The sequence below is a fragment of the Stenotrophomonas sp. STEN018 genome (genome assembly GCF_056760235.1).
Map to the genome: position 1 here is coordinate 179814 of NZ_JBRREK010000001.1, position 23776 is coordinate 203589.

Genomic DNA, 23776 nt, shown 5'->3' on the forward strand with positions numbered 1-23776 from the left:
AACTAAGGAGAAGATATGAGCCATTACGATAACGAAGATGAAATTGATGAGCGCGCATTGGAACTGCGCCGCGCTTTAAACGGCAACAAAAGAATGTCAGACGATGCACAGTTGGATGAAGCCGTTGCTAAGACTGTTGAAAAATCTAAAGAGATTGCAGACAAATCTAAGGCAATGGGTAAGTCAGCGTTTGGAAAACTGTCAGGGCTCTTTGCAAAGAGCAAGACGAAAGAGGGTGTTGTTCCAGTAAAGATCGCTTCACCAAAGATCATTGATGCACAACCTGAGTCTGCACCAGAGGTTGCTATTGCTGTTGACAATCAAACAGCAGACGAACAAGTTCAAACGATTGAACAGTCTGTTGAGCAATCAGAAGCAAACGATATCGAAGCAAAAGCGCCTGAAGTTGACTCTCCAATCGCGTCTGTAATGAAGCAAATGAAAAGCGAAGAGGATTTCATCGCTGAAATTCAGGAGAGAGTGAACGAACAAGCGTCAGTGCCCGGTGTTCCAAAGTCGTTCTATGAGTCTGTGAGTCTTGACGCAGATTGGGATGAGCCAGAGCCCAAGAGCACTGCTGCTGTTCAAACGCCATCACCAACTGCGCCCATTACGCACTCTGAGCCGTCGCCAGTCATCCAAGACATGCCAGAAGCCGAACCAGTGGAAGCAGAAGAGGAAGAGCCCATCACAGAAGGAATGGATGAATCAGAACCCGTAGCAGAAGCAAAACCTGTGCGACGTACTGGCTTGATCGTGTGTGGTGTTGTGACCGTACTTGCGTTGGTGGGTGGTGGCGTTGCATGGCACCTGTATGGATCTACAGACAGCGTTGAGCAACCCGTGATCGATGCGCCCATGCAAGAGCCTGTGACCGTTCAAACGCCATCTGTTGCGTCTTCACCGAAGGTCACGCAAGCCGTGCCAGTTGCTCCAGTGAAGCAAGAGCCTGTGAAGGGTGAAGCGATACCTGAGCCTGTGAAAGCAACACCAAAGCCAGAGCCAAAGCACGAAGTGGAAATGGTTCCAACTCCAAAAGCCGCTTCTACACCATCACCAGCAACACAGCCAAAGCAGAAAAAACCAAGCCAACAAGCACAACGGAAACCCAAAGATGAGACGAACAGTTGGCAAGACAAAGCAACGAGCGATTTGGATAAGTGGGCTGAAAAACTCTGAATAAGGAACCCGTCCTTAGTGGCGGGTTTTTTTGTCAATAATTTTAATATAGGACGTTGACATATCTCAGGCTTTTGTTTCACTTGAATAAGGCAATCACGCCTTACATATATATAAGGAGAAATAATGGAAATTCTATCTCGCTTCTTTTATCAGTATAGAAAGGATCGAACAGTCACGGTCGCAACGCGTGTTTTCAACTTCTATGGAAAGTTGCTGATCAAAACACCTTTTGAAACTGAGTTCCCCGATACGAACGCTCACATCGTTGAACAGTATTACCACGTTGAAGGCGACCGGAACACAACAAAGGAACTCACAGTCAATCAAAACAAAACAATGTTGTCGGGCGTCAAGGCAAGCATATTGCGTCGTGAAGAAAGCAAGGCGGTATCACGTGCAGTTTTCTTTTGTGCTTCTGTTATTTGCATTGCGTTGGTTGTTGCAACAGGGATCGTTATCAAGATTGGGTCATCCAATTTGATGGCCTCTTCCCCTGCTGTTCACCAGCCAGTTGCGGGAAAGGCGTCTACCACAAATCAAAAACAACAAGAACTGGCGGAATTATCAACACTGGCTCAGATGATGTCATATGAAGAGTATCAGCAGCGCAAACAACAAATCGAAGACAAATACAAATAAGGAGAGAGTATGAGATTAAATATATTTACACCCCACGATTTTGTTTCAAAGTTAATTGGGAGTTTGACGGGTAAAAAGGTAGAGACACTTCAAGCGCAGTACGTGAACGAAACAAAAGAACAGTTCATGCGTTTAACCGACTTGACAGACAAAACAATTCCATCGCGCAAATTGGCTAACGTCAGCAAGAAGATGGGCGACTGGGAAACGTTAGGAAAAATGGGAGCGCAGCAAGACGACGATGGGAACTGGTACGTTCCTGACAACGTTGAACTCACAGACGCGTTCAAGCCTTGGTTTCCAATGATCCCCAAGGATTTGGACGATGAAATGGTGATGTGCCGTTCAACGGCTGATGGATTGCCTTGGGAAAAGTTCGTCACTGCCGACGATGTGATATCTGCCGGTGACTCCACAGCAACACCAATCGTGATTGGTATGTTTCCAGTGTTCGCAGCGTTGACGCTGTTCGGAATGGCCCTGATTGCTTTTATGGGCGTTGTCGGTGCAGTGGTTGGAACCGTGTTGGTGTTGGCTTCGTGGGCAGGTGTTGCCATTCACGCATTGGCTATGTGGCGCGGTGAAGACTGGCAAGAGTCGTTTAAGATGATTGTCAAAGGATATCTAGTTCCTTTAGTCATCTCGCTCTATGTCAGTGCTATTTCCTTCGCAACAGCGGGAATGAAGGGCAGTGCATCTCAAGTTGCCAACTTCCTCCCAAGCACTGTTCCCGCGTTCGCACGTGAGTTTGTGATGTCGCTGGCTCAGGCCACAGCCTCAACAGTCATGTTCATGGTGTTTGCGGTTGCTGTGCTGTTCTTGTGGAACATCATGAAAGTGAATCCCAAACAATACGGCGGGTTCTTTGAAGCGTTCCGTCAGGACGTGATCGGAGCCTTTACAGTTGCAGGTGTTTTGTTTTTGGCGCTGATGGTTCCATTGGCCTTGGCTCCTGCGGTTGTGTTCGCATTCGTATGCCTGAGCCCTGTTTGGTACACAGAAATGAACTTCCGCTACCGCGCTCTTGTGCTTCATCAACAAGACCGGATCATTGGTGGCATCAACGACTACAGCGAGTTCAAGAAGCGTAAAGAGTTCCGCAGCCGCATGTTGGCTAATGCGATGAACGACAACACACCACGAATTCCCATTTGTATTCCACAGGGGTACATGGCGAACAAGCAATTGCGTAACTCCCCTGATGCTGGCAACACGATGTATCAAAGCATCATGGACCTGTTGAAACACACAGTTGTATTCGGGAAAACAGGTGTGGGTAAAACAAACTCCTACGCTAAGAACATCGCGTTTCAGTTAGCAAAACTCTCTGCACAAGGTCACAAGATCGGCATGTTGGCACTGTGCGGAAAAGGGGCTTTGCCGTCTGACATCGAAAAATTCTTGGATTTCAATATCAAGCCCGGCTTGCCTGTTGGTTTGTTGGAAGGCTTGTCTCCCCAAGATGTAGCGTCTGCATTGAACAGCCAACGCGCTGAAGAAGAAGTTGACTATTGGGTCATTACGTCTTCAATGGCTACGATTGTTATCTGCAACTTGGCATGGGCTTTGAACCGTCAAGCGGTGGAGATTTCTGAGCAATTCAAGAAAGACATCGAAACAGAGTTTGATTTCTTAATGACAACGAAGTTGAAATTGCGTTTGATTGAAACAAAACTGATCCCTGAGCCAAACGGTAATGAGGCATCTATCCGTGCCAACATGGCTTTGGAAGAGCAAATGGCACAATTGCGTAAAGAGATTGCGTTGTCTGAAAAGCGTGTCGCCTTTGCAACGGATTACTTAAAAGGCGGTAAGAAATGGGCGTGGACATTTGACAACTTAGAAATTGTCAAAGATGCGTTCATTAACGACATGAAGAAAGTGACTACAGCAGAAGAGGGCGACACCTACGTTCCCGTGCGCATGATGAAAGAAATCATCAACTTCTTGGGTGTGGACATCAAAGGGTATCCAGACAGCAAGTTCCCAACCTATTCTGAGTTGAAGCGTCACAACTCCGAAATCAACAAAGCGTTGGTGTATTGGAACAAGACATGGTGCCCACAAGCAGAAGACACACGGAACAGTGTTGCGGGCAACATCAATGCTCTGTTCAATCCATTGTCGCAAGCAACGAATTTGGTTGATGCGAACGGTGATACATGGTCCTCATTGGAAACAGGTGTGGATGTGTCGAAAGTGTTGGAAGGTCAGCGTATTGGATTGGCGTTGAAAGAAGAAATCTACGGAGATTGCGCAAAAGTCATTGCGTTGCTGTTGAAACAACGCGTTTACACAAATGCTAAAAAGCGCGCTATCTATGGTTCAAATTGGGCGGATCACATCCCCAATTCTGTGAATACGTTCTGTTTTATGGACGAAGCACACATTTTGCTTGGCAATGAAGAACGCAAGTTTGCATCTGTATCGCGTTCATCGGGCTTTGGGTTCTTCTTTATGGCGCAGGATTACAACTCATTCCGTTCCGCGTTCCACAACAATGAAGCAGAAACCAACAACTTCTTGGACTTGCCACAAAGCCTTGTTTGCTTCGAATGCTCATCTGCTGATACATACAAGTGGATTGAGAACCGTGTTGGTAAAGCCTACTTGTTGCGTCAAGACCCATCACAGTTTGGACTTGACTATCAGAAGGGCTTTCAGATGTACGCAACAAGTGTCTTGAACATGGACGATCATCCAACAGCATCGTTCAACAATCACTTGAAGCAATTGGGAATGACAAAGGTTGTCGCAAGATCGATGTTCAACAACAGCGATGAACCACGTGATCGCAAATGGGGCAAGATGGATGGTACTAATGTCAACTCGGCATTTGCTCCAATCCACACTGCAATCTTAGCCGGTTCACAAGGTGCAATGAAAGAAGACTTTATTGTCTCTGCAACAGAGTTGAACGAGGAATTGCGTGATGCGGGTTACACACGTGCATTCGTCCTACTCCACCGCGCAGGAGCCGCACGCATCGACTTTGCAGAACCTTTGGGAATGGACTCTAAAAAAGAGAAAGCAGCACTTGCAGAAATTGAGCGAATCACAATGAACAAACTGGTAAAAGATGCAGAGCGGTCTGCTGCAAAAATGGAGCAACAGTTAGAGCGTCAATTGGTGGAACTTCAACAAATTCAACAACAATAAGGAGTAACTATGAATAAAAACGATATGACAAATGAATTGGAAGTAGTATTGAACAACATCGACAGTGTTCACAACAGCGACGTAAAGAAAGCAGAGGAACGCTTTCGAGAGGCAAACATTGAACGATTGGATTTCATCAGTTCTACACTTGCTCCCCAGAGCAAGTTGGGACGGAAGGTCTACGACAAGAAATTAGAAGCGTTCGATCAGAAGTGTGCAGCGGCTTGGGAAGAATACGAGCAAGTGATAGGATACTTGAAAAACCCCGCAGACATTCAAGGACACATTGACTATCAAGACAAAGCACTTGGAGAGAAGATGGCGAGTGATGACCACTACGCAGACGCATTAAAGGCTAGTGGTAAGTTCTTCTCTGAAAAATTGGCAAATCACAACAAATATGTGATTGGTCAAGAAGATAGTAATAGTTTTGACATGCATGAAGCATTGATGAATTTCAGGCGCAACCGTGGCGGATACTTTGATGAAGAGAAGATGTCAATTGATCTAACAAAGGCTCTTCAAGAAGAGGGAAGCGTCAAGAAGACTATGCAAGCGCCACTGCATTACTCTCAAGAAAAAGGAAGCAACATTTGGGCTGCTGAAACATTGTCAGACGTGGAAGGCGAATTCAAACGTCTCGACAAAATCCAGAAGTCATTGCTCCAGCAAAACGGACGCTGGCCTACAAACGATCAAGTGATTGCAGAAGAAGCCCGTTTGGAACAGCAGAAGTCAAGAAAGCACGAAATCACACATATCCAGTCAAACGTTAAACAACAGAAGCAATAAAAAATGAAAGCAAGAAAGCAAGGGCCAGTTAAATACTGGCCCTTTTTTATGGCCTTTAAATCTCAAAAAGCGGCTTTTGATCTTTAACCACCTCAATGCTCCGCACTCAATACTTTAGACGTTGACATATCTCCGACTTTTGTTTGACTGAATAGAGTCCACAAAAAAGGAGAAAACATGGATACTGTTAAATCATTTGCTGCATCTTTATTACTGTGTGTTGCTGTGAGCAGTCACGCGCAATTATCACCCCAAGACCTTGTGCAAGCCAGCAACAGAACGTTGTCAATGGACGTTGCATTGAACGCAACACGTGCTGTTCGTTGCGCCAACAAGACAAAACACATCGATACCTTGCTTATTGCCGACATGAACATGTCCAGCAGCAAAGCACGTTTTTGGGTGTTCAACGTGAAAGGGAAAAAGCCTGCATTGATCACCCGTGATTACATTGCACACGGGAAGGGAAGTGACAGAAACAGAACTGGTTTTGCATCCAGTTTTTCGAACGTAGAGAACAGTGAAGCCACATCACTGGGCCTGTACCAAGTGGCCGAGAAATACAATTTCAAGGGCCAAGAGGATGTCTTCGCACACCGCTTGAACGGCCTGATGCCCGGTTGGAACGACAACGCCCGTCAGCGCGGTGTGGTTCTGCATGCACTGGCTGGGGCACGCTATGGAAGCCGTTCTTTGGGATGTCCTGCCGTTGATCCTGCGGTGTATGACCGTCTGGAAGGCATTGGGTTGAGCAGGGCAATGCTCTGGATCGACGGGAAGGACTCCGATTTGAGCCGTGCTGTTGCTTCCTGTCAGATGACCAAACCGGCGTTCAAGTTGGAAGTCATCAAAGAGGAAATCACACCCTTTGCTGCGGAACTTCCACCTGTCCCAATGCATTTTGCGCACGCATTGAGTTGCACAAACTTTGGAGCGCTTTCACGCAACCCATCGTGCAACAGTCGCATTTCCTAAGGGGCTGTTGAATGGCAAATTACGTTTACAACGCTTTCGGTAAGGTTCCCCGCTCAGTAGCCCCATCCGTTCTTGTGAGGCGTTGGGACAGCGCTTTGCTGTTGTTTGTCGCTGTGTTCGCAGTGGTGTTTGTCGGAACCCTCGCACTCACACGCGAAATTATCCCCACCCGTCATTCGTTCGCTCATGAAATGTCAGTCTGCTTTGAGGCTGGCATTCATTGGTTGACGCTTGGAACGGCCCTCAAAAGTCAGTACATCTACATGTCCGAACTGATTGAAGAGTCCACTTCCTACGCGTGGCGCTATCTGTTCGTTTGGTGCAGCACGTTGGCTGTTTCGGGTGTTGCTCTGTATGCGGGCCTAATTCCACGATCTAACGAATGGGTCATTAACGGCTCACCGTATCTTCGCAAAGGAAACGACGCCAAAAAATACGCCCAGCACATGACACAGACAATGTTCCCCAAAGGCGTAGAGAGTGAGTGGGGCTTGTGGTTCAACGACCAACTAAAACTGAGTATTGAAGCCCTGAACCAACACGTTTTGATCTACGGCGGAACAGGCGTAGGCAAGAGTATTTTGACCCGTGAACTCACCCGTCAAATCGCATTCGCTCGCAACAAAAAGATGTTCATCTACGACGTGAAAGGAGACTACACATCGTATGAAGACTTTTCTGCAGGGGAATTTGAACCGCCAGCACAAAGCCGGAAGGAGCATTGGAAGCGCAAGGTCAACAGGTGGTGGCTCATCAACTGGTCGAAAGCCAGCATCAAGAAGGTGGTCTATCCACGACCCATTATCGTCTCACCCTACGACCACAGGTCATATGTGTGGGATGTAGCCAAAGACGTATCAACGGACATCCAGATTGAAATATTTGCTTCATGCTTCATTCCCGAGGAAAGCGGTGGGAACAATGCATTCTTCACGAACTCCGGCAAGATGGTGTTCGTCGGTGCGGTGCGCTCACTAATTGCGGAGAAAGGAGACACGTGGTGTTGGGTGGACCTGTCTGAACGTTTAGCAATGACCGCTGAAGAACTCGCTCCCATCATCGAAGTGGACTACAAGAAAGCGTTCCCTCTCATCAAAGAGACAGAGAGCCAGACCACCGGCAACATCATGTCCACGGTGATGGCTTACACCAAAAACATCGACTATCTGGCGAAGATGTGGCCGAGGGTGAGCAAGCGCCGCTTCAGCGTGCGTGAGTGGTGCCAAGACACCTACAAAGGCCGGAAGCATGTCATCGTGCAGGGTGGTGGAGAACCCAGCCTGACCAACGCATACATCGGCGCAATGATGAACATTGCCATCTCCGATTTGGTCAGCCCTAAGACGCCAGACAACTTCAATCGGGGTGTGTATTTCATATTGGATGAGTTGAGTTCGTGCGGAAAGTTGCCGTTGGTTGACCTCACCGAGCGTGGCCGTTCGAAGGGTGTAGCCCTGATTGCGTGCTTGCAAAACACGACCCAGTTGGCAAAGGTCTATGGTCCAGAAACAGCCAAGATCATTCCGTCATTGATGGGAACGCAGGTGGTGTGTCAGTTGCAGATGGGCGAGACACGCGACGAAGTAGCCAAGATGTTCGGAACGAAGTTTGTGGCCTCACTGGCGCACGATCCCAACGCCAACGTGCACACAGACGGCAAGCAAATTATCCATTCCCATGAACTGACCACAGAGTTGGGTGTACGCAAAGGCAGGAAGTACGGCCCCATGAAATTTGGCATTAACGCCATTGTTCAACGGGCAGGTTTCCACCCTGTGTTGTTGAACTTCCCCGGCAAGCCAATGCCTGTGAAACGTGAGACGCAGATACAACCACGTTGGATGGAAGAACCAGCCGTTGCCAGACGTGACCCTCTTGTTCCAAAGCCAGAGCCAAAAGAAGAAGAGGAAACAGGTTCAGGTGCAGGTATCAAGCAAATGAAGGTTTCACTATCGAAAGAAGACATTGCTAGGGAATTTGATCTTTAACGCAAACGCAGGATATGAGCATTGCCTAAGAAGCCCGCCAATGAGCGGGCTTTTTCATTGCCTTGACATATCTCGCTCTTCTGTTTGTATGGAGACACCACAAATGATGGAGATATAAATGGGATTAAACAACGATTTTAAAAAAAACACAGTGTTGCTTCAAGATGCAGCAAGTGAAGGAGATGCTGAAGAGGTGAAGCGGCTTATCCATATCAGTTATCCAAAAGCATATAACTCTAGTGCATTGCTATATGCAGCATTAAATGGACACCAAGATATCGTGGAAATGCTCATTCCTCACAGTAATCTAGAAGCAGATGGCCGCGAAGCATTGCTGTTTGCGGTATCTGAAGGACACAAGGAGATTGTTGAATTGCTCATCTCTGTATGCGATCCGAAGGCATGTGATAGTTTGGCATTACAAAAAGCGGCAGAATATGGATACAAAGATATCGTTGAAATTCTGATCCCCGTTTCTGATCCTATGGCCGATGACAGTTGGGCATTAAAAGAAGCCGTTAGTAATGGTCATAAAGAGATTATTGAATTGCTCTTACCTGTCAGTGATGTTGAAGCAGCACTTCTCCAGATGAATGATGAACAAGTTCAATATATTGTTCAAATTCAAAAAGAAATGGAAGCGAAACAGTGCAAAAAACGCCTCACTGCTGAACTTTCAGATGTCATCGAACAAGCCCCTGCCAAGAAACGCAGGATGTAAAACACCATGAGTAATAACTTAAAGCCCGCTCATTGGCGGGCTTTTTCATTGCCTTGACATATCTCGCTCTTCTGTTTGCATGGTGACACCACCACAAACGAAGGAGATAGATATGGCGTTACAGCACGACTTTATAGACCACACAGAAGCATTGATTGGGGCTGCGAGGGCAGGAGATGTTGAGGCAGTGAAGAAGTACATGCCTATCAGTCATCCAACTCACTATCAAAGTATGGCCTTGCGACTGGCGGCAGAAAGAGGGCACACAGAATGTGTGGAACTCTTGATCCCTGTCAGTGATCCCAAAGCGGATAACAGTTTTGCATTGCGCGAAGCATTGGCAAACAACCACACGGACTGCGCCAAGTTGCTCATTCCTGTCAGCGACACGTATGCAATAGCGTCGTGGGCACTGCGAAAAGCAGCGGACAAAGGAAACGTTGAATGCGTTGAGTTGCTTGTTCCGGTGTCTGATGTCGAGACAGCAAAGCGAGTATTGAGGATGGACAAGTGCAACGAACAAGCAGTGGCGTTGATTGAGCGTGTCGTTGTCGAACAGGAACGAAAGACTCTTACAGAAGCCATTGGTCTGGATGCATCCATAGAACAAGCGACAGTCAAAAAACGCAGGATGTAAACCACAATGAGCAACACCTATGAAGCCCGCTGATTGGCGGGCTTTATCATGCCTGCAATCCAGTGCTTACAAATCCCTGTTGTGCGGAGCATTGGCGCTTAAATCTCCAAAAGCCGCTTTTGAGCATTAAAGCCTCTATCTACTCCGTACTTTTCCAGCATCAACATACGTTGACTTATCTCCGAGTTTTGTTTCACTGGATGAAACAAGCAAAAGGAGATGTATGAACACAATTCAACCAATTACCGACAAAGGAAGTAAGAACGGTCAAGACGTAACCGCTTATCTCTTGACGTGTCCCTCAGTCAAATATCTTGTCGATGGAACAGAGCAAGAACAATCAACCATGTGGTATGGAGGTGGGCTTTCCCATGATCTTGGGGTTCGTGGCAAAGACGTGGTGCAGGAAGACATGCAGAAGTTCTTTGCAGGCTTTGATTTGAAGGGCAACAAGATGCGGATGAACGCGGGCAACCCATCCCGAACCGTAACCCTCAAAGACATCAACGGCAATCCACGTCTGGACGACGATGGAAACGCGATGACAGATGTAACCCATGCACGCGGTGGCTTCGACATCACACACTCGGTTCCCAAGAGCGTTTCGTTGCTTTGGACCATTTCAGACGACGCCACCCGCCGCAAGATTGAGCAGGCCATCCGTGAGAGCGTTGAGTTGTCGATGAAACGCTACGAATACATGGTGGAAGTACGGACAGGTAAAGGCGGATTGGATGTCAAGCAGGACAACAAAATTCTGTACTCAGCACATATGCAATTCGGAAACCGCAACCTTGAGCCGCATTTGCACGTTCACGTGTTGACCTACAACTTTGCGGTGAACAAAGAGGATGGGAAGTCACGTGGTATGGACTCTTGTGAGTTGTTCCGCTGGAAGAAGACCAACGGAATGATGTTTGACGCAGACATTGCCTGCAAACTCAAAGAACTCGGCTTCAAAATCCATCAGACGGAAAAGACCAATCCGATGGGAGAGAAGACAGGGGAACGATACTGGGAAGTTGCAGGATTGCACGACCGCAAGTTGATTGAAGCCGTCTCATCGCGCCACATGGAAATTGCCCAAGCCAAGGGCTACGGGATGGACGACAAGCAAGCGTGGGCCAGCACTCGCAAGCACAAGGACGAACCCGAATTTCTGGAACTGGTGGACTACTTCGAAAAACTCACAGCAGGCTTGAAAGAACAGTTCCACATTCCAAGCATCGAAGAGTTGAAGCAACAGAAGGACGTGGCCTTTGATGCCACCGACAACCAAGAACTTTTGGAGCGGTTACACCGCACCAATGCCGTGTTGTCTGAGCCTGAAATCCTGCAACAAATCATGCATGAGAAGCGGGGGCACATATCCCCCGCAGAAGCCAAAAACGTCTTCAATAAGATCACGTTGAGCAACAACGTGGTTGCCATCGATCCTTTGCAGTTGCACGAAGACGACCGGGGAGCCTCATTGTCACGTGTGCATAAGGAAACACGCTACGCAGCGAAGTTCATGCTTGAGATGGAGATGAACATCGTGGGGATGGTGAAGAAGCGCGAGCAGGAAGAACGTTGGAAGTTCAACGAGGATCAAGCCAACGAAGTCATTGCAAAAATGGAAGCCAAGAAGGGCTTCAAGATCACCACCGAGCAACGCGAAGCATTGATGAACCTGACGTGCCGAACGGGTGGCATTGCGGTGATGAAAGGCTTGGCAGGAACAGGCAAGACCACTGTTGCCGAGTTCTATAAAGCCATCTTTGAGAAGAATGGAAGCACACTCTATGGCTGTGCTGTGTCCAACGAAGCGGCAGCAAAATTGCAGAGTGAAAGCGGCATGGAGTGCCGTTCAGTTGCCAAGTTGCTATCGATGCTTCGGGACAAGAAGCAACCGCTCAAGTTGAAATCCACTGACGTGATCATTGTGGACGAAGCGGGAATGATGGACGTTCCTCAGGTTCGCGCACTAAGCCACTACTGCAATCAGGCAGGGGCCAAGATGATCATCCAAGGCGACAAGCAGCAGATTGCTCCCGTAGGGCCGGGGCAGGGGATGGCGCTTATTCAAGACGTTATGGATGCCTCCCAACTCACAGAAATCAGACGCCAGAAAATCAGCGAAGACCGCGACATTGCCAAGTCGTTTTACGAGTTCGACAGCGAAGGCAAAGTCATCGATTACAAGGGCGTTCGTAGCCGCAGTGAGACAAAGAACCTCAGTGCAATCCTGTGGGCGAAGATGGTCAAACGGAACGCCATCATTGCCACGAAGGACCGAGAAGACACGATCAACAGCATTGTCAAAAACTACCTTGATGCTCCCGTTGATGAGTCGAAAAAATTCATTTTGGCGCACACCAACTCCGACATCATCGACATCAACACGAAGTTGCGTAAGCACTACAAAGAGTCAGGCGTCATCACTAATTGTGTATCGATGCGGGCAATGTCCAGCACCGACACTTTTACGCTAGAACTGGGTGTTGGTGATCGCATTCGCTTCAGTGCAAACGACAGCGATTTGGGAGTGAACAACGGTACAAAGGCCACTGTCACAGCCATCAAGAACGGACGCAAAGAAGGCTTTGATATCACCTGCATGGTTCAGCAGATCGACGGCACAGAGCGGGAAATGACCTTCAACAGTGAGCGGTACTGTGCCATCAACCACAACTACGCCAACACGATCCACGCAGCCCAAGGGCAGGGGGCGTCCCACATCTTCCACATGGCCAACGTGGGGATGTCTGACAACTCATCAATGCTTGTGGCGTACACACGATTGACTGATGGGAAGTACACGATGTTTGGGGACTACCTCACATTGGACTCAGTGAAGGAGCGTATGAAGTTCGACCGCACGAAATCCAACGTGCTTTCGTCTGGATTGCGCAACAACAACGATATTCAGCAGAAGTTTGAGCAGGCACGCTTGCGCGATAAGAACAACACCATCAAGACCAACCAATCAAGCATTCAAGAATTGGACATTGAACATTGGGTTCCTAAAGCGGGTGAGCCTTACATGCCCGATGCTCAGAAGAAGAAAGAGAAGACCAAAACCAAAACATTCACACGATAAGAAGGAGAAGATATGGAACCAACAGCAGATGAACAAATGGCAGTTGTCACAGCAGCAGCAGCAATGGAATTGCAAATGTGGGCAGAAACGAATGCTCAAACACAACGGGTGATTGAAATCCTGAGGCTGGGAACAATCCGAATTCTTGCGGAGTTGAACGAACACAGACAGCGGATGTTTGCCGCAGTTGCCTACCAGCAGGAGCAACGCGCTTTGCGGATCAAGCGACGCAGAGAACGATTGCTGGAAGAGGAAAAGGTTCAATCAAATACCCATGATAAATCACCAACCAAATACAATAAGGAAGTTGGGTTGTTAAAAGACGCATTGGAATTTGAGAGACAACGAGCGGAGGCGTACCGGAACATTGCCTTGATGCTTGCTCACCACGGCTTTATCAAGCGCCGCGAGATGATCAACATGTTGAAGGGGTTGACCACCAAAGAAGACGCATTGGAGCGGTACATGACCAATGAAGTGCGTTGCGATGAACTGATGCAAGACGAGTTGGTGTTGCAGAAGGACAGGGCTCAGGTGATGGGTATCATGGCCCAGTTCTTCAACAGTGCAATCCTGTTCCCTGAGGGGGTGATGAAGCCTGTGAATGATGATCCCGAGTCCCTTTCACGCTTCACGACACACAAGCAGTACAAAGAGAAGATGGCTCATCTCAATGAGTCAATAGCCGTCCAAAAGGAAGCCGTTCAACAAAAAAAACCACAGATAAGAGTGAATATGGAATGAAGCACGTCAAAGACAAAAGCCCCACATTGTTGGGGCTTTTTTTATGGGAAAATTTTGACTGGCTCATATCTCGATGTGCGGAGCATTGGTGCTTTAAGGACCAAAAGCGGCTTTTTAGCCTTAATGTCTCTATCAACTCCGTACTTATCCAATTCCAAGGTTTCACGCGTTGACTTATCTCAGGTATCTGCTTCAATATTCTAACCAATCAATAAGGAGGGGCAATGAATTCATCTTTGATTCAAATTGAAAACAATACACAAATATTGACCGTTGCTATTCGGCTTAAAAATTCCGATGTTGCAAAAATGTTAATACCAATATCAAATCCGAAGTATCTTGAAAGTATTGCGCTAATGTATGCGGCAGAAAATGGGCTTAAAGATGTTGTTGAAATGCTCATTCCTGTCAGCGAGCCTATGGCAAATGACAGTTGGGCATTAAAAGAAGCCGTTAGTAATGGTCACAGAGAATGCGCGGAACTTCTAATTCCTGTGAGCAATGTTGAAGTTGTTAAAAGATCTTTAAATTATGATGGGCAGAAAATGATTGAAGAGGTTCAGTCTAAACTGACAAATAAATAATAAAGGAGGGTTGATGTTGATAAGTGATTTTGAAGAAATGGATAAGCGACTCAACGACATACTACAAGCGGCTTTTAGCGGTGATGCGCAGGAGATTGCACGTTTGGTTACTGTAGACACTTCTGTTTCCTATGAAACAAATAGGGCGTTGCTTCATGCATCCGAGAATGGAATGAGAGAAATTGTCGAGTTGCTTATTCCCGTCAGTGATCCTCTTGATAATTCTAGTATGGCTCTGTATCAAGCGGCAGCGTGTGGGCATATTGAATGTGTAAAATTGTTGATCCCTCACAGCGACGTGAATAGAGTTCTGGAAAGTTTGTCGCATAATGATGAAAGTGGGGATGAGTTGATAAAAGATGCACTTGTCGAAATCGATAAAAAGAAACTCACAGAAGCCATTGGGTTAGATGCAATGATGGAACAAGCACCAGTCAAAAAACGCAGGATGTAAGCCACCATGAGCATCACCTAAGAAGCCCCACATTGATGGGGCTTTTTGTTTCCTGCAATCCAGTGCTTGCCCATGTCCCATTGTGCGGAGCATTGGCGGTTGAAGATCAAAAGCGGCTTTTTAGCCTTTATGTCTCTATCAACTCCGTACCTATCCAACTCCAAGGTTCCACCCGTTGACATATCTCGCTCTTCTGCTTCACTGAAATCACCACAACTAAAAGGAGAGTGATATGAGTCTTGATCGTGATATTGAAAATAATTCGATAAAACTAACTGAGGCGGCTGAGTACGGATGGATTGATGAGGTTGAGCGTCTTATTCCATTAAGTGATCCTAAATTTAACGATAGTGAAGCGTTGAGATTGGCTTCTGATAATTGGAATAAAGAATGCGTTGAACTCCTGATCCCTGTCAGTGATCCCAACCATGCATTACAGGCGGCGGCACGCTTCGGAATACGTGATGCAGTTGAAAGACTTATTCCTATTTGCGATCCAAAAGCCGATGACAGTAGGGCTTTAGTATGTGCTGCACAGAATGGAAACAATGACATTGTTGAATTGCTTATTCCTGTTAGCGATCCTAAGGCAAATGGCAGTTGGGCGTTGCGACTGGCTGACAATGAAGATTGCGCTAAGTTGCTTATTCCGTTTTCAGGAAATGATGCTGTGCTTGAACATTCCTCATTTTATGGGTACATAGATGAAATCAATAGATTGATACAAATCAATGATCCTGAGTTAGATTATTCTTCTGCTCTCAAATATGCAGCCTGTGAAGGCCACACTGAGGTTGTCAAATTGCTGATCCCTGTTGGTGACCCCAAGGCAAATGATAGTTGGGCTTTACAATGTGCAGCAGAGTATGGGCACGAAGACATCGTTGAATTGCTCATTCCTGTGAGCGATCCAAAAGCTGAAGGCAGTTGGGCTTTGTCAATTGCAGCAGAGAACGATAACCAAAAATGTGTTGAATTGCTCATTCCTGTGTCTGATGTCGAGTTGGCAATTGATCATTTAAGAACTAGGAATGAAGAAGAGGGATTGGGGTTAATTGAGCGTGTTGTTGCTGAAATGGAAGCCAACCACTCGAAGAAACAAATTGCAGAAGCCATCGGGCTTGATGAAAAACAAGAGCAAGCCCCAGTCAAAAAGCGCAAGATGTAATGCAATACGAAACCCAAAAAAAAGCCCCATCATCGGGGCTTTTTAGTGTCCGTCTTCCAACATTAGAAGATGAAGTTTAGTGAATACAACAACGCTGTGACAATTACGAACCCCGCAATCATCTTTAACGATGTCCAAATGATTGAGTCCGACTTGTGGAGCGGCCATTTCTTCCCTTTAGCAATACGGTGTCGGTGAACAGTCATGTGTCGGGTTGAGTCAACCAACAACTTAGGGGGCTTCCCGATGATCCGCCAGCCCTTGCGCTGTGCTGTGTAGCGCCACGCGTACTCAAAATCTTCTGCTTCCTGCCGTGTACCGTGCATGATGTCCAGTTGGATCATTTCAAAGGGTTCTTTCCAGCCACCCGAAGAACCCTTGTGTTCTTGCTTGCGTCTTTCCAAGTCAACCGTCTGCCCGACGTAGCAATGCTTGTCTTTGAAGATCAACGCATAGATGTAGCGTTTTCTATCCTGATATTTTTCCTCTTGTCCCATAGTGTCTCCTTTGTTGGATATAAAAAAGGGACGCCATGCGGCGTCCCTGTGTGTGTACCGCTCATGTTGTTTTCCTTAGGGCTTACCGGCCCAATTGGATTGCTACGCCGATACCGCCAGAAACGGGGCTACCTGATCCCAACGCAAACCCAGCACTGAACGTTGTGCGTTCTGTAACTCGGATGCGGTAGCCGATAGCCAACGCTGATTTGTTCGATTGGAACCCTACACCTGCGCTCATTTCAGCCGCACCAACTTCTAAGCCACTGCTTGCGGAAGCCATCATGGCCATTGCGGCAGATTTTGCGCCCATCGCGTTCATCCGGTCATTGATGTTTTTTTCAACACGGTCAATGCGGTTGTTCACGTCTGTCCAGCGGTCATTGAACTCCTGTTGCATCTCATAAACCTGCCCACCATTCACCGCATCTGTTGAACCGCGCTCGATGCGGCCATTGGCAACACTGGTCACGCGTTGGTTGCCAGCATCAACGCCGTTGGTTGTGACCGATGCACCGTTGGCGATGCGAACACCATCATTTGAAACAGTGGTGTTGCCCAGTGTCACAGTGTCTTTCAACGCAACCGTTTTGGACCCATCGGCGTTGTCAGTGACTTCAATGTTGTCCCCGGCAGTGATGTTCGAACCCACACCATCTTTGCCGTCTTTGCCTTTGAGTGACGCCAACCACTCAGGTTGTGTTCCTGTGTAGCCGTTGTCCTGAGCCACTTCATAAGCACTCTTTCCGTCTGCACCTGTCAAACCTGTATCGCCTTTGGCTCCGTCTGCACCTGCTAACCCAGTGTCGCCTTTGTCACCTTTGGGGCCAGCAACGCCAGTTCCACCGCTTCCATCTACCCCGTCCTTACCATCGACTCCATCTTTTCCGTCAGCGCCATTGGTTCCGTTCGTTCCGTCCTGCCCCTTCAAAGATGCAAGCCAGTCTGTTTCATTACCGGCATAACCGTTGTTGACTGCAATCTCATACGCACTCAATCCATTGGTTCCATTGGCACCTGCTGGGCCTGTTGGTCCGGGCGTTCCTGCGCCTGTTCCCGCTTGTTCTAAGGCGTAAACGCGTCCATCCAAATCGTACAGTCCATCTGCAACTGTTCTGTGTGTAACACCTGAAATGAACTGATATTGGGGAGCAACAAAACCTGTCCAGTTGAATGCAGCACCACCACCCAACGCCCCAACAACGCTGTTCAACTGAGACATGTTGACGGCATCAAAGGGATTGACACCATCGTTTACGTTGATGATGCGGCGACGTATTGTTCCTGTGCCAACAGATACCGTGTTCTGCTCTGTATCCAAGCACTCTGAACCTTGACCCAACGCAACACAGTTCATTCCTGATGCTATTGCACCACGACCAATTGCCGTTGCTGAATTCTGAGATGCAGTGGCGCTATCACCGATGGCGGTTGAACCATCGCCATTGGCATAAGTGTGTGCGCCCAACGCGGTTGAACCGTTCTTGCCAGCGAACGCAGCAAGCCCAAAAGCGGATGACATCAAACCATTTGAATACGCGCCGTAACCAACGGCCGTTGCATTGTTGTCTGCATATGCAAAGTTACCCATTGCTGTTGAATAGTTCCTTGATGTTGCGGACTCTCCAACAGACAATGAATTTCGGCCTGCTACCGCATTGTTGCCAGTAGCAACGCCTGAAAAATAACCGCCAGACCGCCAAATTGATAAGTTTGTTCCTTGATTACCCCGCGCAAAATAGAATTCAGAAGTTCCGCTTCGGTTGAAATAGATGATGTTGTCCAATTCTTCTTCTGTATAACCGTACTCATCAATGAGCCATTGCCGTTCATCCGGCAACAAATGCATATTTGTCCCAACAATTGATTGCGCTTGAACGGTCAAAGGTGCTGTAAACGCTGTCATCCCAGCCAGTACAGCAATTGCTATTAAAGTTTGTTTCATTTTCTCTCCTTTTTTGATTTGGCCGTATTGCCAGTATTTATCCAATCAAAAAAAAGAGATATGTCAAGTCCCAAATAAAAATCCCCGCAGGGGATACGGGGATTGTCCGTTTTCTTAAAGGAGATAAAAGAAAACCGACAATTTCAGACTATTTGATTTGTTGTATTTGTCAATAGGGTGTGTTGACTTATCTCGATCTTTCTTTTTAATGAAATTATATTCATTAAAAGGAGTATCTATGCGTCAACACAATAATGGTTTTGGTTTGCTTGAAATTGTTCTCTCCATAACGGTGGGAATGATCGCAATTGGATTTATTGCCAATACATTCCAAGGTGCATCGGTTCAAGCATCGGTGCGCAACGAACAAAAGCAAGTGGGCTACATCGTGGAAAACGTTGAAGCCTCCTTTCAGATGTCTCCCAACTACACCGGCATCTCAGCCAACGACATCACCTCACCGCTTGTCAAAAAAAGTGGTGGACGGATCAACAGCCAAGTGGGTCAGGGGATGACCATCACCGCTGCTGATGTTCGATATATGGATGATGCGTTCGATTTGACATACAGCGGTTTGAGCAAAAAAGAATGCGTGGGAATTGTTCCAGCACTGTCCAACCGCGCTTACAACGTTTTCATTCAACACAACTCGACAATTGTTGTGGACGGACGGTTGTTGAATGAAAGCGCGATTGTCAGCCAATGCGCAAACAACGCTACGGTCACATTCCGCTTCTATCGGGAGAAAAACAATATTGCCGCTCTCCCAATGGGCAATGAGTTCGAACAACCCGTCACTCCAGTAACACCCACAACGCCCCCTGTTGTGACCAATCCAACGGCTCCAACCCCCGTTCCAGCAACGGGCGTTGTCAGTGAGTGTGTTCCAGAAACACAAACGTCGGTGAACGCTTGTCCAGCGGGTCAGGTTGGGGCAATCCTGCAACGTCGAGAACGCAACTGCACGACTGGTTGGTCCGCATGGTCAACAGTCTCTACATCCTGTGCGCCTGCACCTGTTACACCCGTGTGTGCGATGGAAACCCAAAGGGGATTTGTTCCCTGTCCTGCAGGCCAAGGTGGGCAAGAAACACGTGAGCGTACAAGTTCTTGCAACTCCAGTGGTGCGGTGGTGTGGGGCAATTGGAAGTTGATTGCATCGACCTGTACCGCAGCATGTGTTGCCAATGGAAATTGCTGTGTTCCAACCAACCGAACCCAAACGGTTGCACAACCGTGTGCCATTGGTTCATTCGGTTCAGTGAGCGCATTGCAAAAGCAATCAAGCATTTGTTCATCCGCAACTTCAACACCAGTGTGGGGCACGCCGTGGCAGACTGTCACAACAAATGGAACGTGTTCTTCATGTCCTGCCGACTCAGTGACATATGCAACACGTTGGGTTGATGTCAGCAATGTTTGCTCTGTTGGTTCATTCGGAACAAATGCGTATCAACGCGAAGAGCGGCAACAAACTTATGTCGCGTACAACTGCAATGCTTCTGCTGGACAAACAACAGCAACACCAACAACCACTGTTTCCGGCTGGACCGTTACCGGGGCAACACGTCCTGTTTCATCCTGTTCAACGTGTCCGGCAAACACATCGGTTCAAGAAAACCAATGGGTTGCCCATAATGCGGCTTGTCAAGCAGGTCAAACCGGAACGCAGACATGGGAAGCACAACAAGTCCGCACGGTATCAACAACGTACAACTGCAATTCTGGTGGTGGTGCAACAACACCTATCCCAAACACCACTACAACCATATGGGCTGACAACGGTGCAACTCGAAATCTCAATACAAGTGGATGCGTGACCATTCCAGTGACACCACCAACACATGATTTCTCTGGCATCACCGCAAGTTGCTTAGTGAAGGGTTCGGGTGCCGGTGATTGGTCAGACAGTGATGACAAGAAAATGAAGGAAGGCTTGAAATTGACATGTGTAGCCCGGTGTTCAAATAGTGCTGCATCTGTCAATAATTGCCGGGGTGCTGGTCCAGACTCAACACATACATACAGGTTGTTGCCGTTTGATACGTCTGTGTATTCTGTTCAATGGACAAGTGATTGCGCGGGTGAAACATCAAACCGTTGTACAGTCAAAAAGACGAAATACAACGAAGACGTGGATGTTTCCTTCACAATCACCCATATTCCTACCGGGGCCAAAGCAAGTGGACAAATACACTCCGCATACGATCCAGACAGGAAGTGATCCGTTATAAGGAAAAAGGAGCCAAACGGCTCCTTTTTCTTTTATGGGTTTCGGTTCACCAGAATTTTCAAACAGTAAATACACATATCAAACAATAAAGGAATTTGATATGTGTACCAACAATTATTATATTTTAAGCAACAACACCATTAACATTGGCAACAACACAAGGTTGGAAGCAAGCATCAAGAGCAATACTGTCAAGATATCGTTCGGAAAGAAGTTTCTATGTGGGCTTCTGATTTGTCTAAGTTGTTTTGTGTTCAATGCCAATGCACCCTCACAAACAGACTTTCAGCAATTCATTCCACCGCGTTGTGAAGCGATGCGATAAGTTCTCTTGGCGCATCTCCCATTTGGCTTTTGTGTCGGGTGCTACGGCGGAAGAAGCAAACGACATGGCACCGCGTCCAAACTTTTCGTTGCATTGGTCCAAAACGTTCATCAATGCGGAACTCTTGGGGCTGGCTTGCGCAAACAAGTCCCCCTGAGCAATCGTTTCAGAAGTCAGGTCCAGCAACCCCACACCGGCTTTCTTCCACGCGTATGCATCACGGTACATAGCACGGGTGAGCCCTTCGACCATGCAAAGGATGTCTCTTGTGTCAGCCGTTGGGATCACGAACGACAACGACTTGTGGGGATGGTATTGCGGGACATCCTTAAACGGGTTCGTGTGGAAGAACACCCACACCCCACCGGCTTGAAGATTGCGACGGCGCAACTTCTCGCACGCCCGTTGAGCGAAGGTGGACGTTGCCTGCATCAAATCATTGAGGTCAGTGATTTCCTTGCCAAACGAACGGCTCACAACAATTTGCTTGCGTTGTGGCTCTTCCACTTCAAGGTCAGCGCATGGGATACCGCGCAATTCTTTCTGTGTGCGGGCAAGAACCACACCGTACCGGCTTTGCAGTGATGTTGCGTCCATTTCCGACAGATGTTGTGCGGTGGTCACGCCCTCGCTGTTCAAGCGTTTGGCGTACTTCCGACCAACACCCCACACGTCTTCCACTGGGAAGCGGCGAACCAATCCACGGGTGGCACGCAACACGCCATGTGGCGTTGTTTTTGCACTCTTGTTCGCCAACTTCGCCAGCGTCTTTGTGGGTCCAATTCCCACACAGGTGGGGATACCAACCCACTTCAAAATTCGTGCACGCGCTTCAATGCAGGTGGGTATCCAATCCGCTTCCTTGATGCCATCCAGCGCAATGAACGACTCATCGATGGAATAGACTTCCACCTGCGGGAACAAGTCTTTCAAGATCGTTGCAATGCGGCTGGAGATGTCCCCATATAATGCAAAATTCGCGCTGCGAACATTGAGGCTGCGCCGGATGTTCGACGGGATTTCATGCAGGGGTTGCCCCATCTCGATGCCCAATTGCTTGGCTTCATTGCTTCTGGCAATGGCGCATCCATCGTTGTTCGACAAGACAATGGTGGGCTTGCCACGCAACGACGGATCAAAGATGCGTTCGCAACTGACATAGAAGTTGTTGCCATCGACCAAGCCGAGCATGGTCAGACTTTGTGGAAGGTCCACGTCACCACACCCCACACATCGAGTTCCACATCTGGCGGAACCACGATGGGCTTGTGTGTGTCCGAGTTGCCCGAATGCAGTTCGAAGTGATCGGGGAAGGCTTTGAGTTGCTTGACCACGAACCCACCCTCCCACACGGCCAAAACGATGTCGTTGTGCTTGGCCGTCTTGGACCGATCGACGACGAGTGTGTCCCCCGGATGGATGTTCAGTTCGACCATTGACGTGCCACTGTCAGCCTGTACAAAGAAGGTGGCAATGGGGTTGCTCACACACAGGCTGTTGAGGTCCAGAACGTCAGATGCCCCGTAGAAGTCTTCTGCTGGGCTGGGGAAACCACAGGTGGCCCGAACAGGCATCAACGGCAGGCCCAGCGGTGCGGGGCATTCAGGGGCTTTGAGGACGTTCATGACCAGACACGGATCTACAGGCGAGGTAGGATAGCCTCACGTTGTTAGTAATGCTACTAACTCCCATTCATGGAGGCTGTATGTGCTACTCGGCAGAGGTGTGGGCAGATTTCACCCAGTACACCAAAGAGTTCGGCGCGGACATCGACATCAAAGAGTTTGTCAGGCTGTATGCCCAGCGGCAACAGTCGTTCAAGTTGAAAATTCCCAAGGGCATGGATGCCCCGTTCCGCCATCCGAAGACTCAAGAAGAGCAACGCATTGCCGCTTTCATCAAGGAGTACAACGAAGGTGTGGTGAGCAAGGCGATGGAGGATTTGCAGGCCCAAGAAGAGCGTCTTCAACTGGCTCAAAAGAAGTTGGCCGTCAAAGAGACGAAGACCGCACTGAACGACCAGCGCGTTGCCACCAACAAGATCAAGCAGTACAGGCGTTGGATACTGGACGCGCAACGCGTCACAGCGGAGCCCGAGCGCGACAACCGCATATGGCCTGACTACTACGCCCCTGTGTTGATCGTGGAGGACGGAAAGAAGGTGGTGCGCCCCATGCGCTATCACTGCCGTCCCGCTGGAATGGACCCATCCATTGACCGCACGAAAACAGGGCAGGTGAGTGGAACCTACAACGCCAGACGCGACAACCTGCGGCGGTTCTGGCGCAACCAATTTGGGCACACACATGGCGTGATGGTTGCCAATCAGTTTTATGAAATGGTTGACCGCGACGGCGAAAGCGTGGAGATGCAATTCAACCCCCGTGGTGGCGGGTTGATGTTCATTGCCTGCTTGTGGTCCAAGTGGGAAGACTCGAAGGGTATAGAGCCACCGTTGTATTCATTCGCAGCGGTGACAGACGAGCCAGAACCCGAAGTGATGGAAGCAGGGCACGACAGAACCATCATCAATCTCAAGCGGGAAAACGTTGAGCAGTGGTTGCAACCGCAGAAGTACGGATTGGAAGCTATGGATGCTGTAATGGATGACAAGCAACATCCGTATTACGAACACCGACTGGCGGCATAGG

At 48.2% G+C, this 23776-nt stretch carries 19 protein-coding genes; 15 read left to right on the forward strand and 4 right to left on the reverse strand.

Annotation, left to right across the window (positions count from 1 at the left end; genetic code table 11):
* Window positions 1–15 precede the first annotated feature (15 nt).
* From ACVOMB_RS00945 to ACVOMB_RS01005, 13 genes are all read left to right on the forward strand, one after another.
* Complete coding sequence (locus ACVOMB_RS00945; RefSeq protein WP_481529518.1) at window positions 16–1179, forward strand: hypothetical protein; 1164 nt, start codon at window positions 16–18, stop codon at window positions 1177–1179.
* A gap of 126 nt (window positions 1180–1305) precedes the next feature.
* Window positions 1306–1821 carry a hypothetical protein gene (locus tag ACVOMB_RS00950; RefSeq protein ID WP_481529519.1) on the forward strand — a complete coding sequence of 172 codons (516 nt, stop codon included), beginning with the start codon at window positions 1306–1308 and terminating at the stop codon, window positions 1819–1821.
* A 9-nt stretch (window positions 1822–1830) separates the two neighbouring features.
* Window positions 1831–4980: a TraM recognition domain-containing protein gene (locus tag ACVOMB_RS00955; RefSeq protein ID WP_481529520.1), complete on the forward strand. Its 3150-nt coding sequence runs from the start codon at window positions 1831–1833 to the stop codon at window positions 4978–4980.
* 9 nt (window positions 4981–4989) lie between these two features.
* Window positions 4990–5772, forward strand: coding sequence for a hypothetical protein (locus ACVOMB_RS00960; protein WP_481529521.1), 783 nt, complete (start codon window positions 4990–4992; stop codon window positions 5770–5772).
* Window positions 5773–5949: 177 nt separating this feature from the next.
* Window positions 5950–6747 carry a murein L,D-transpeptidase catalytic domain-containing protein gene (locus ACVOMB_RS00965; protein ID WP_481529522.1) on the forward strand — a complete coding sequence of 266 codons (798 nt, stop codon included), beginning with the start codon at window positions 5950–5952 and terminating at the stop codon, window positions 6745–6747.
* Between the two features lie 11 nt (window positions 6748–6758).
* A complete protein-coding gene (locus ACVOMB_RS00970) occupies window positions 6759–8735 on the forward strand; it encodes a type IV secretion system DNA-binding domain-containing protein (RefSeq protein ID WP_481529523.1) in 1977 nt (658 codons plus the stop codon).
* Between the two features lie 118 nt (window positions 8736–8853).
* Window positions 8854–9456, forward strand: coding sequence for an ankyrin repeat domain-containing protein (locus ACVOMB_RS00975; protein WP_481529524.1), 603 nt, complete (start codon window positions 8854–8856; stop codon window positions 9454–9456).
* A gap of 112 nt (window positions 9457–9568) precedes the next feature.
* On the forward strand, window positions 9569–10093 hold the full coding sequence (locus ACVOMB_RS00980) for an ankyrin repeat domain-containing protein (RefSeq protein WP_481529525.1): 525 nt from the start codon (window positions 9569–9571) through the stop codon (window positions 10091–10093).
* 223 nt (window positions 10094–10316) lie between these two features.
* Window positions 10317–13175 (forward strand): MobF family relaxase, encoded by a 2859-nt coding sequence (gene mobF / locus ACVOMB_RS00985; protein WP_481529526.1) that lies wholly within the window; start codon window positions 10317–10319, stop codon window positions 13173–13175.
* Between the two features lie 12 nt (window positions 13176–13187).
* Window positions 13188–13919 (forward strand): hypothetical protein, encoded by a 732-nt coding sequence (locus tag ACVOMB_RS00990; protein WP_481529527.1) that lies wholly within the window; start codon window positions 13188–13190, stop codon window positions 13917–13919.
* A gap of 224 nt (window positions 13920–14143) precedes the next feature.
* On the forward strand, window positions 14144–14503 hold the full coding sequence (locus ACVOMB_RS00995; protein WP_481529528.1) for an ankyrin repeat domain-containing protein: 360 nt from the start codon (window positions 14144–14146) through the stop codon (window positions 14501–14503).
* A 13-nt stretch (window positions 14504–14516) separates the two neighbouring features.
* On the forward strand, window positions 14517–14957 hold the full coding sequence (locus tag ACVOMB_RS01000; RefSeq protein ID WP_481529529.1) for an ankyrin repeat domain-containing protein: 441 nt from the start codon (window positions 14517–14519) through the stop codon (window positions 14955–14957).
* 232 nt (window positions 14958–15189) lie between these two features.
* The gene (locus ACVOMB_RS01005; RefSeq protein ID WP_481529530.1) at window positions 15190–16125 is read left to right on the forward strand and encodes an ankyrin repeat domain-containing protein; all 936 of its coding nucleotides are present in this window, start codon (window positions 15190–15192) and stop codon (window positions 16123–16125) included.
* A 62-nt stretch (window positions 16126–16187) separates the two neighbouring features.
* Here ACVOMB_RS01005 and ACVOMB_RS01010 read toward each other — a convergent pair whose 3' ends face one another.
* Both ACVOMB_RS01010 and ACVOMB_RS01015 read right to left on the reverse strand, forming a co-directional pair.
* Window positions 16188–16622, reverse strand: a complete 435-nt coding sequence (locus ACVOMB_RS01010; RefSeq protein ID WP_481529531.1) for a GIY-YIG nuclease family protein — start codon at window positions 16620–16622, stop codon at window positions 16188–16190.
* Window positions 16623–16704: 82 nt separating this feature from the next.
* Entirely contained in the window at window positions 16705–18567 is a 1863-nt protein-coding gene (locus tag ACVOMB_RS01015; protein WP_481529532.1) for a YadA-like family protein, read from the reverse strand.
* A gap of 208 nt (window positions 18568–18775) precedes the next feature.
* Here ACVOMB_RS01015 and ACVOMB_RS01020 point away from each other — a divergent pair, with 208 nt between their 5' ends.
* Window positions 18776–20791, forward strand: coding sequence for a hypothetical protein (locus ACVOMB_RS01020; protein ID WP_481529533.1), 2016 nt, complete (start codon window positions 18776–18778; stop codon window positions 20789–20791).
* Between the two features lie 280 nt (window positions 20792–21071).
* Here ACVOMB_RS01020 and ACVOMB_RS01025 read toward each other — a convergent pair whose 3' ends face one another.
* Both ACVOMB_RS01025 and ACVOMB_RS01030 read right to left on the reverse strand, forming a co-directional pair.
* On the reverse strand, window positions 21072–22340 hold the full coding sequence (locus tag ACVOMB_RS01025) for a Y-family DNA polymerase (protein ID WP_481529534.1): 1269 nt from the start codon (window positions 22338–22340) through the stop codon (window positions 21072–21074).
* Entirely contained in the window at window positions 22319–22750 is a 432-nt protein-coding gene (locus ACVOMB_RS01030) for a LexA family protein (protein WP_481529535.1), read from the reverse strand. Before ACVOMB_RS01030 ends, ACVOMB_RS01025 begins: the two co-directional genes overlap by 22 nt.
* Before the next feature lie 80 nt (window positions 22751–22830).
* Here ACVOMB_RS01030 and ACVOMB_RS01035 point away from each other — a divergent pair, with 80 nt between their 5' ends.
* Window positions 22831–23775, forward strand: coding sequence for an SOS response-associated peptidase family protein (locus tag ACVOMB_RS01035; RefSeq protein ID WP_481529536.1), 945 nt, complete (start codon window positions 22831–22833; stop codon window positions 23773–23775).
* Window position 23776 lies beyond the last annotated feature (1 nt).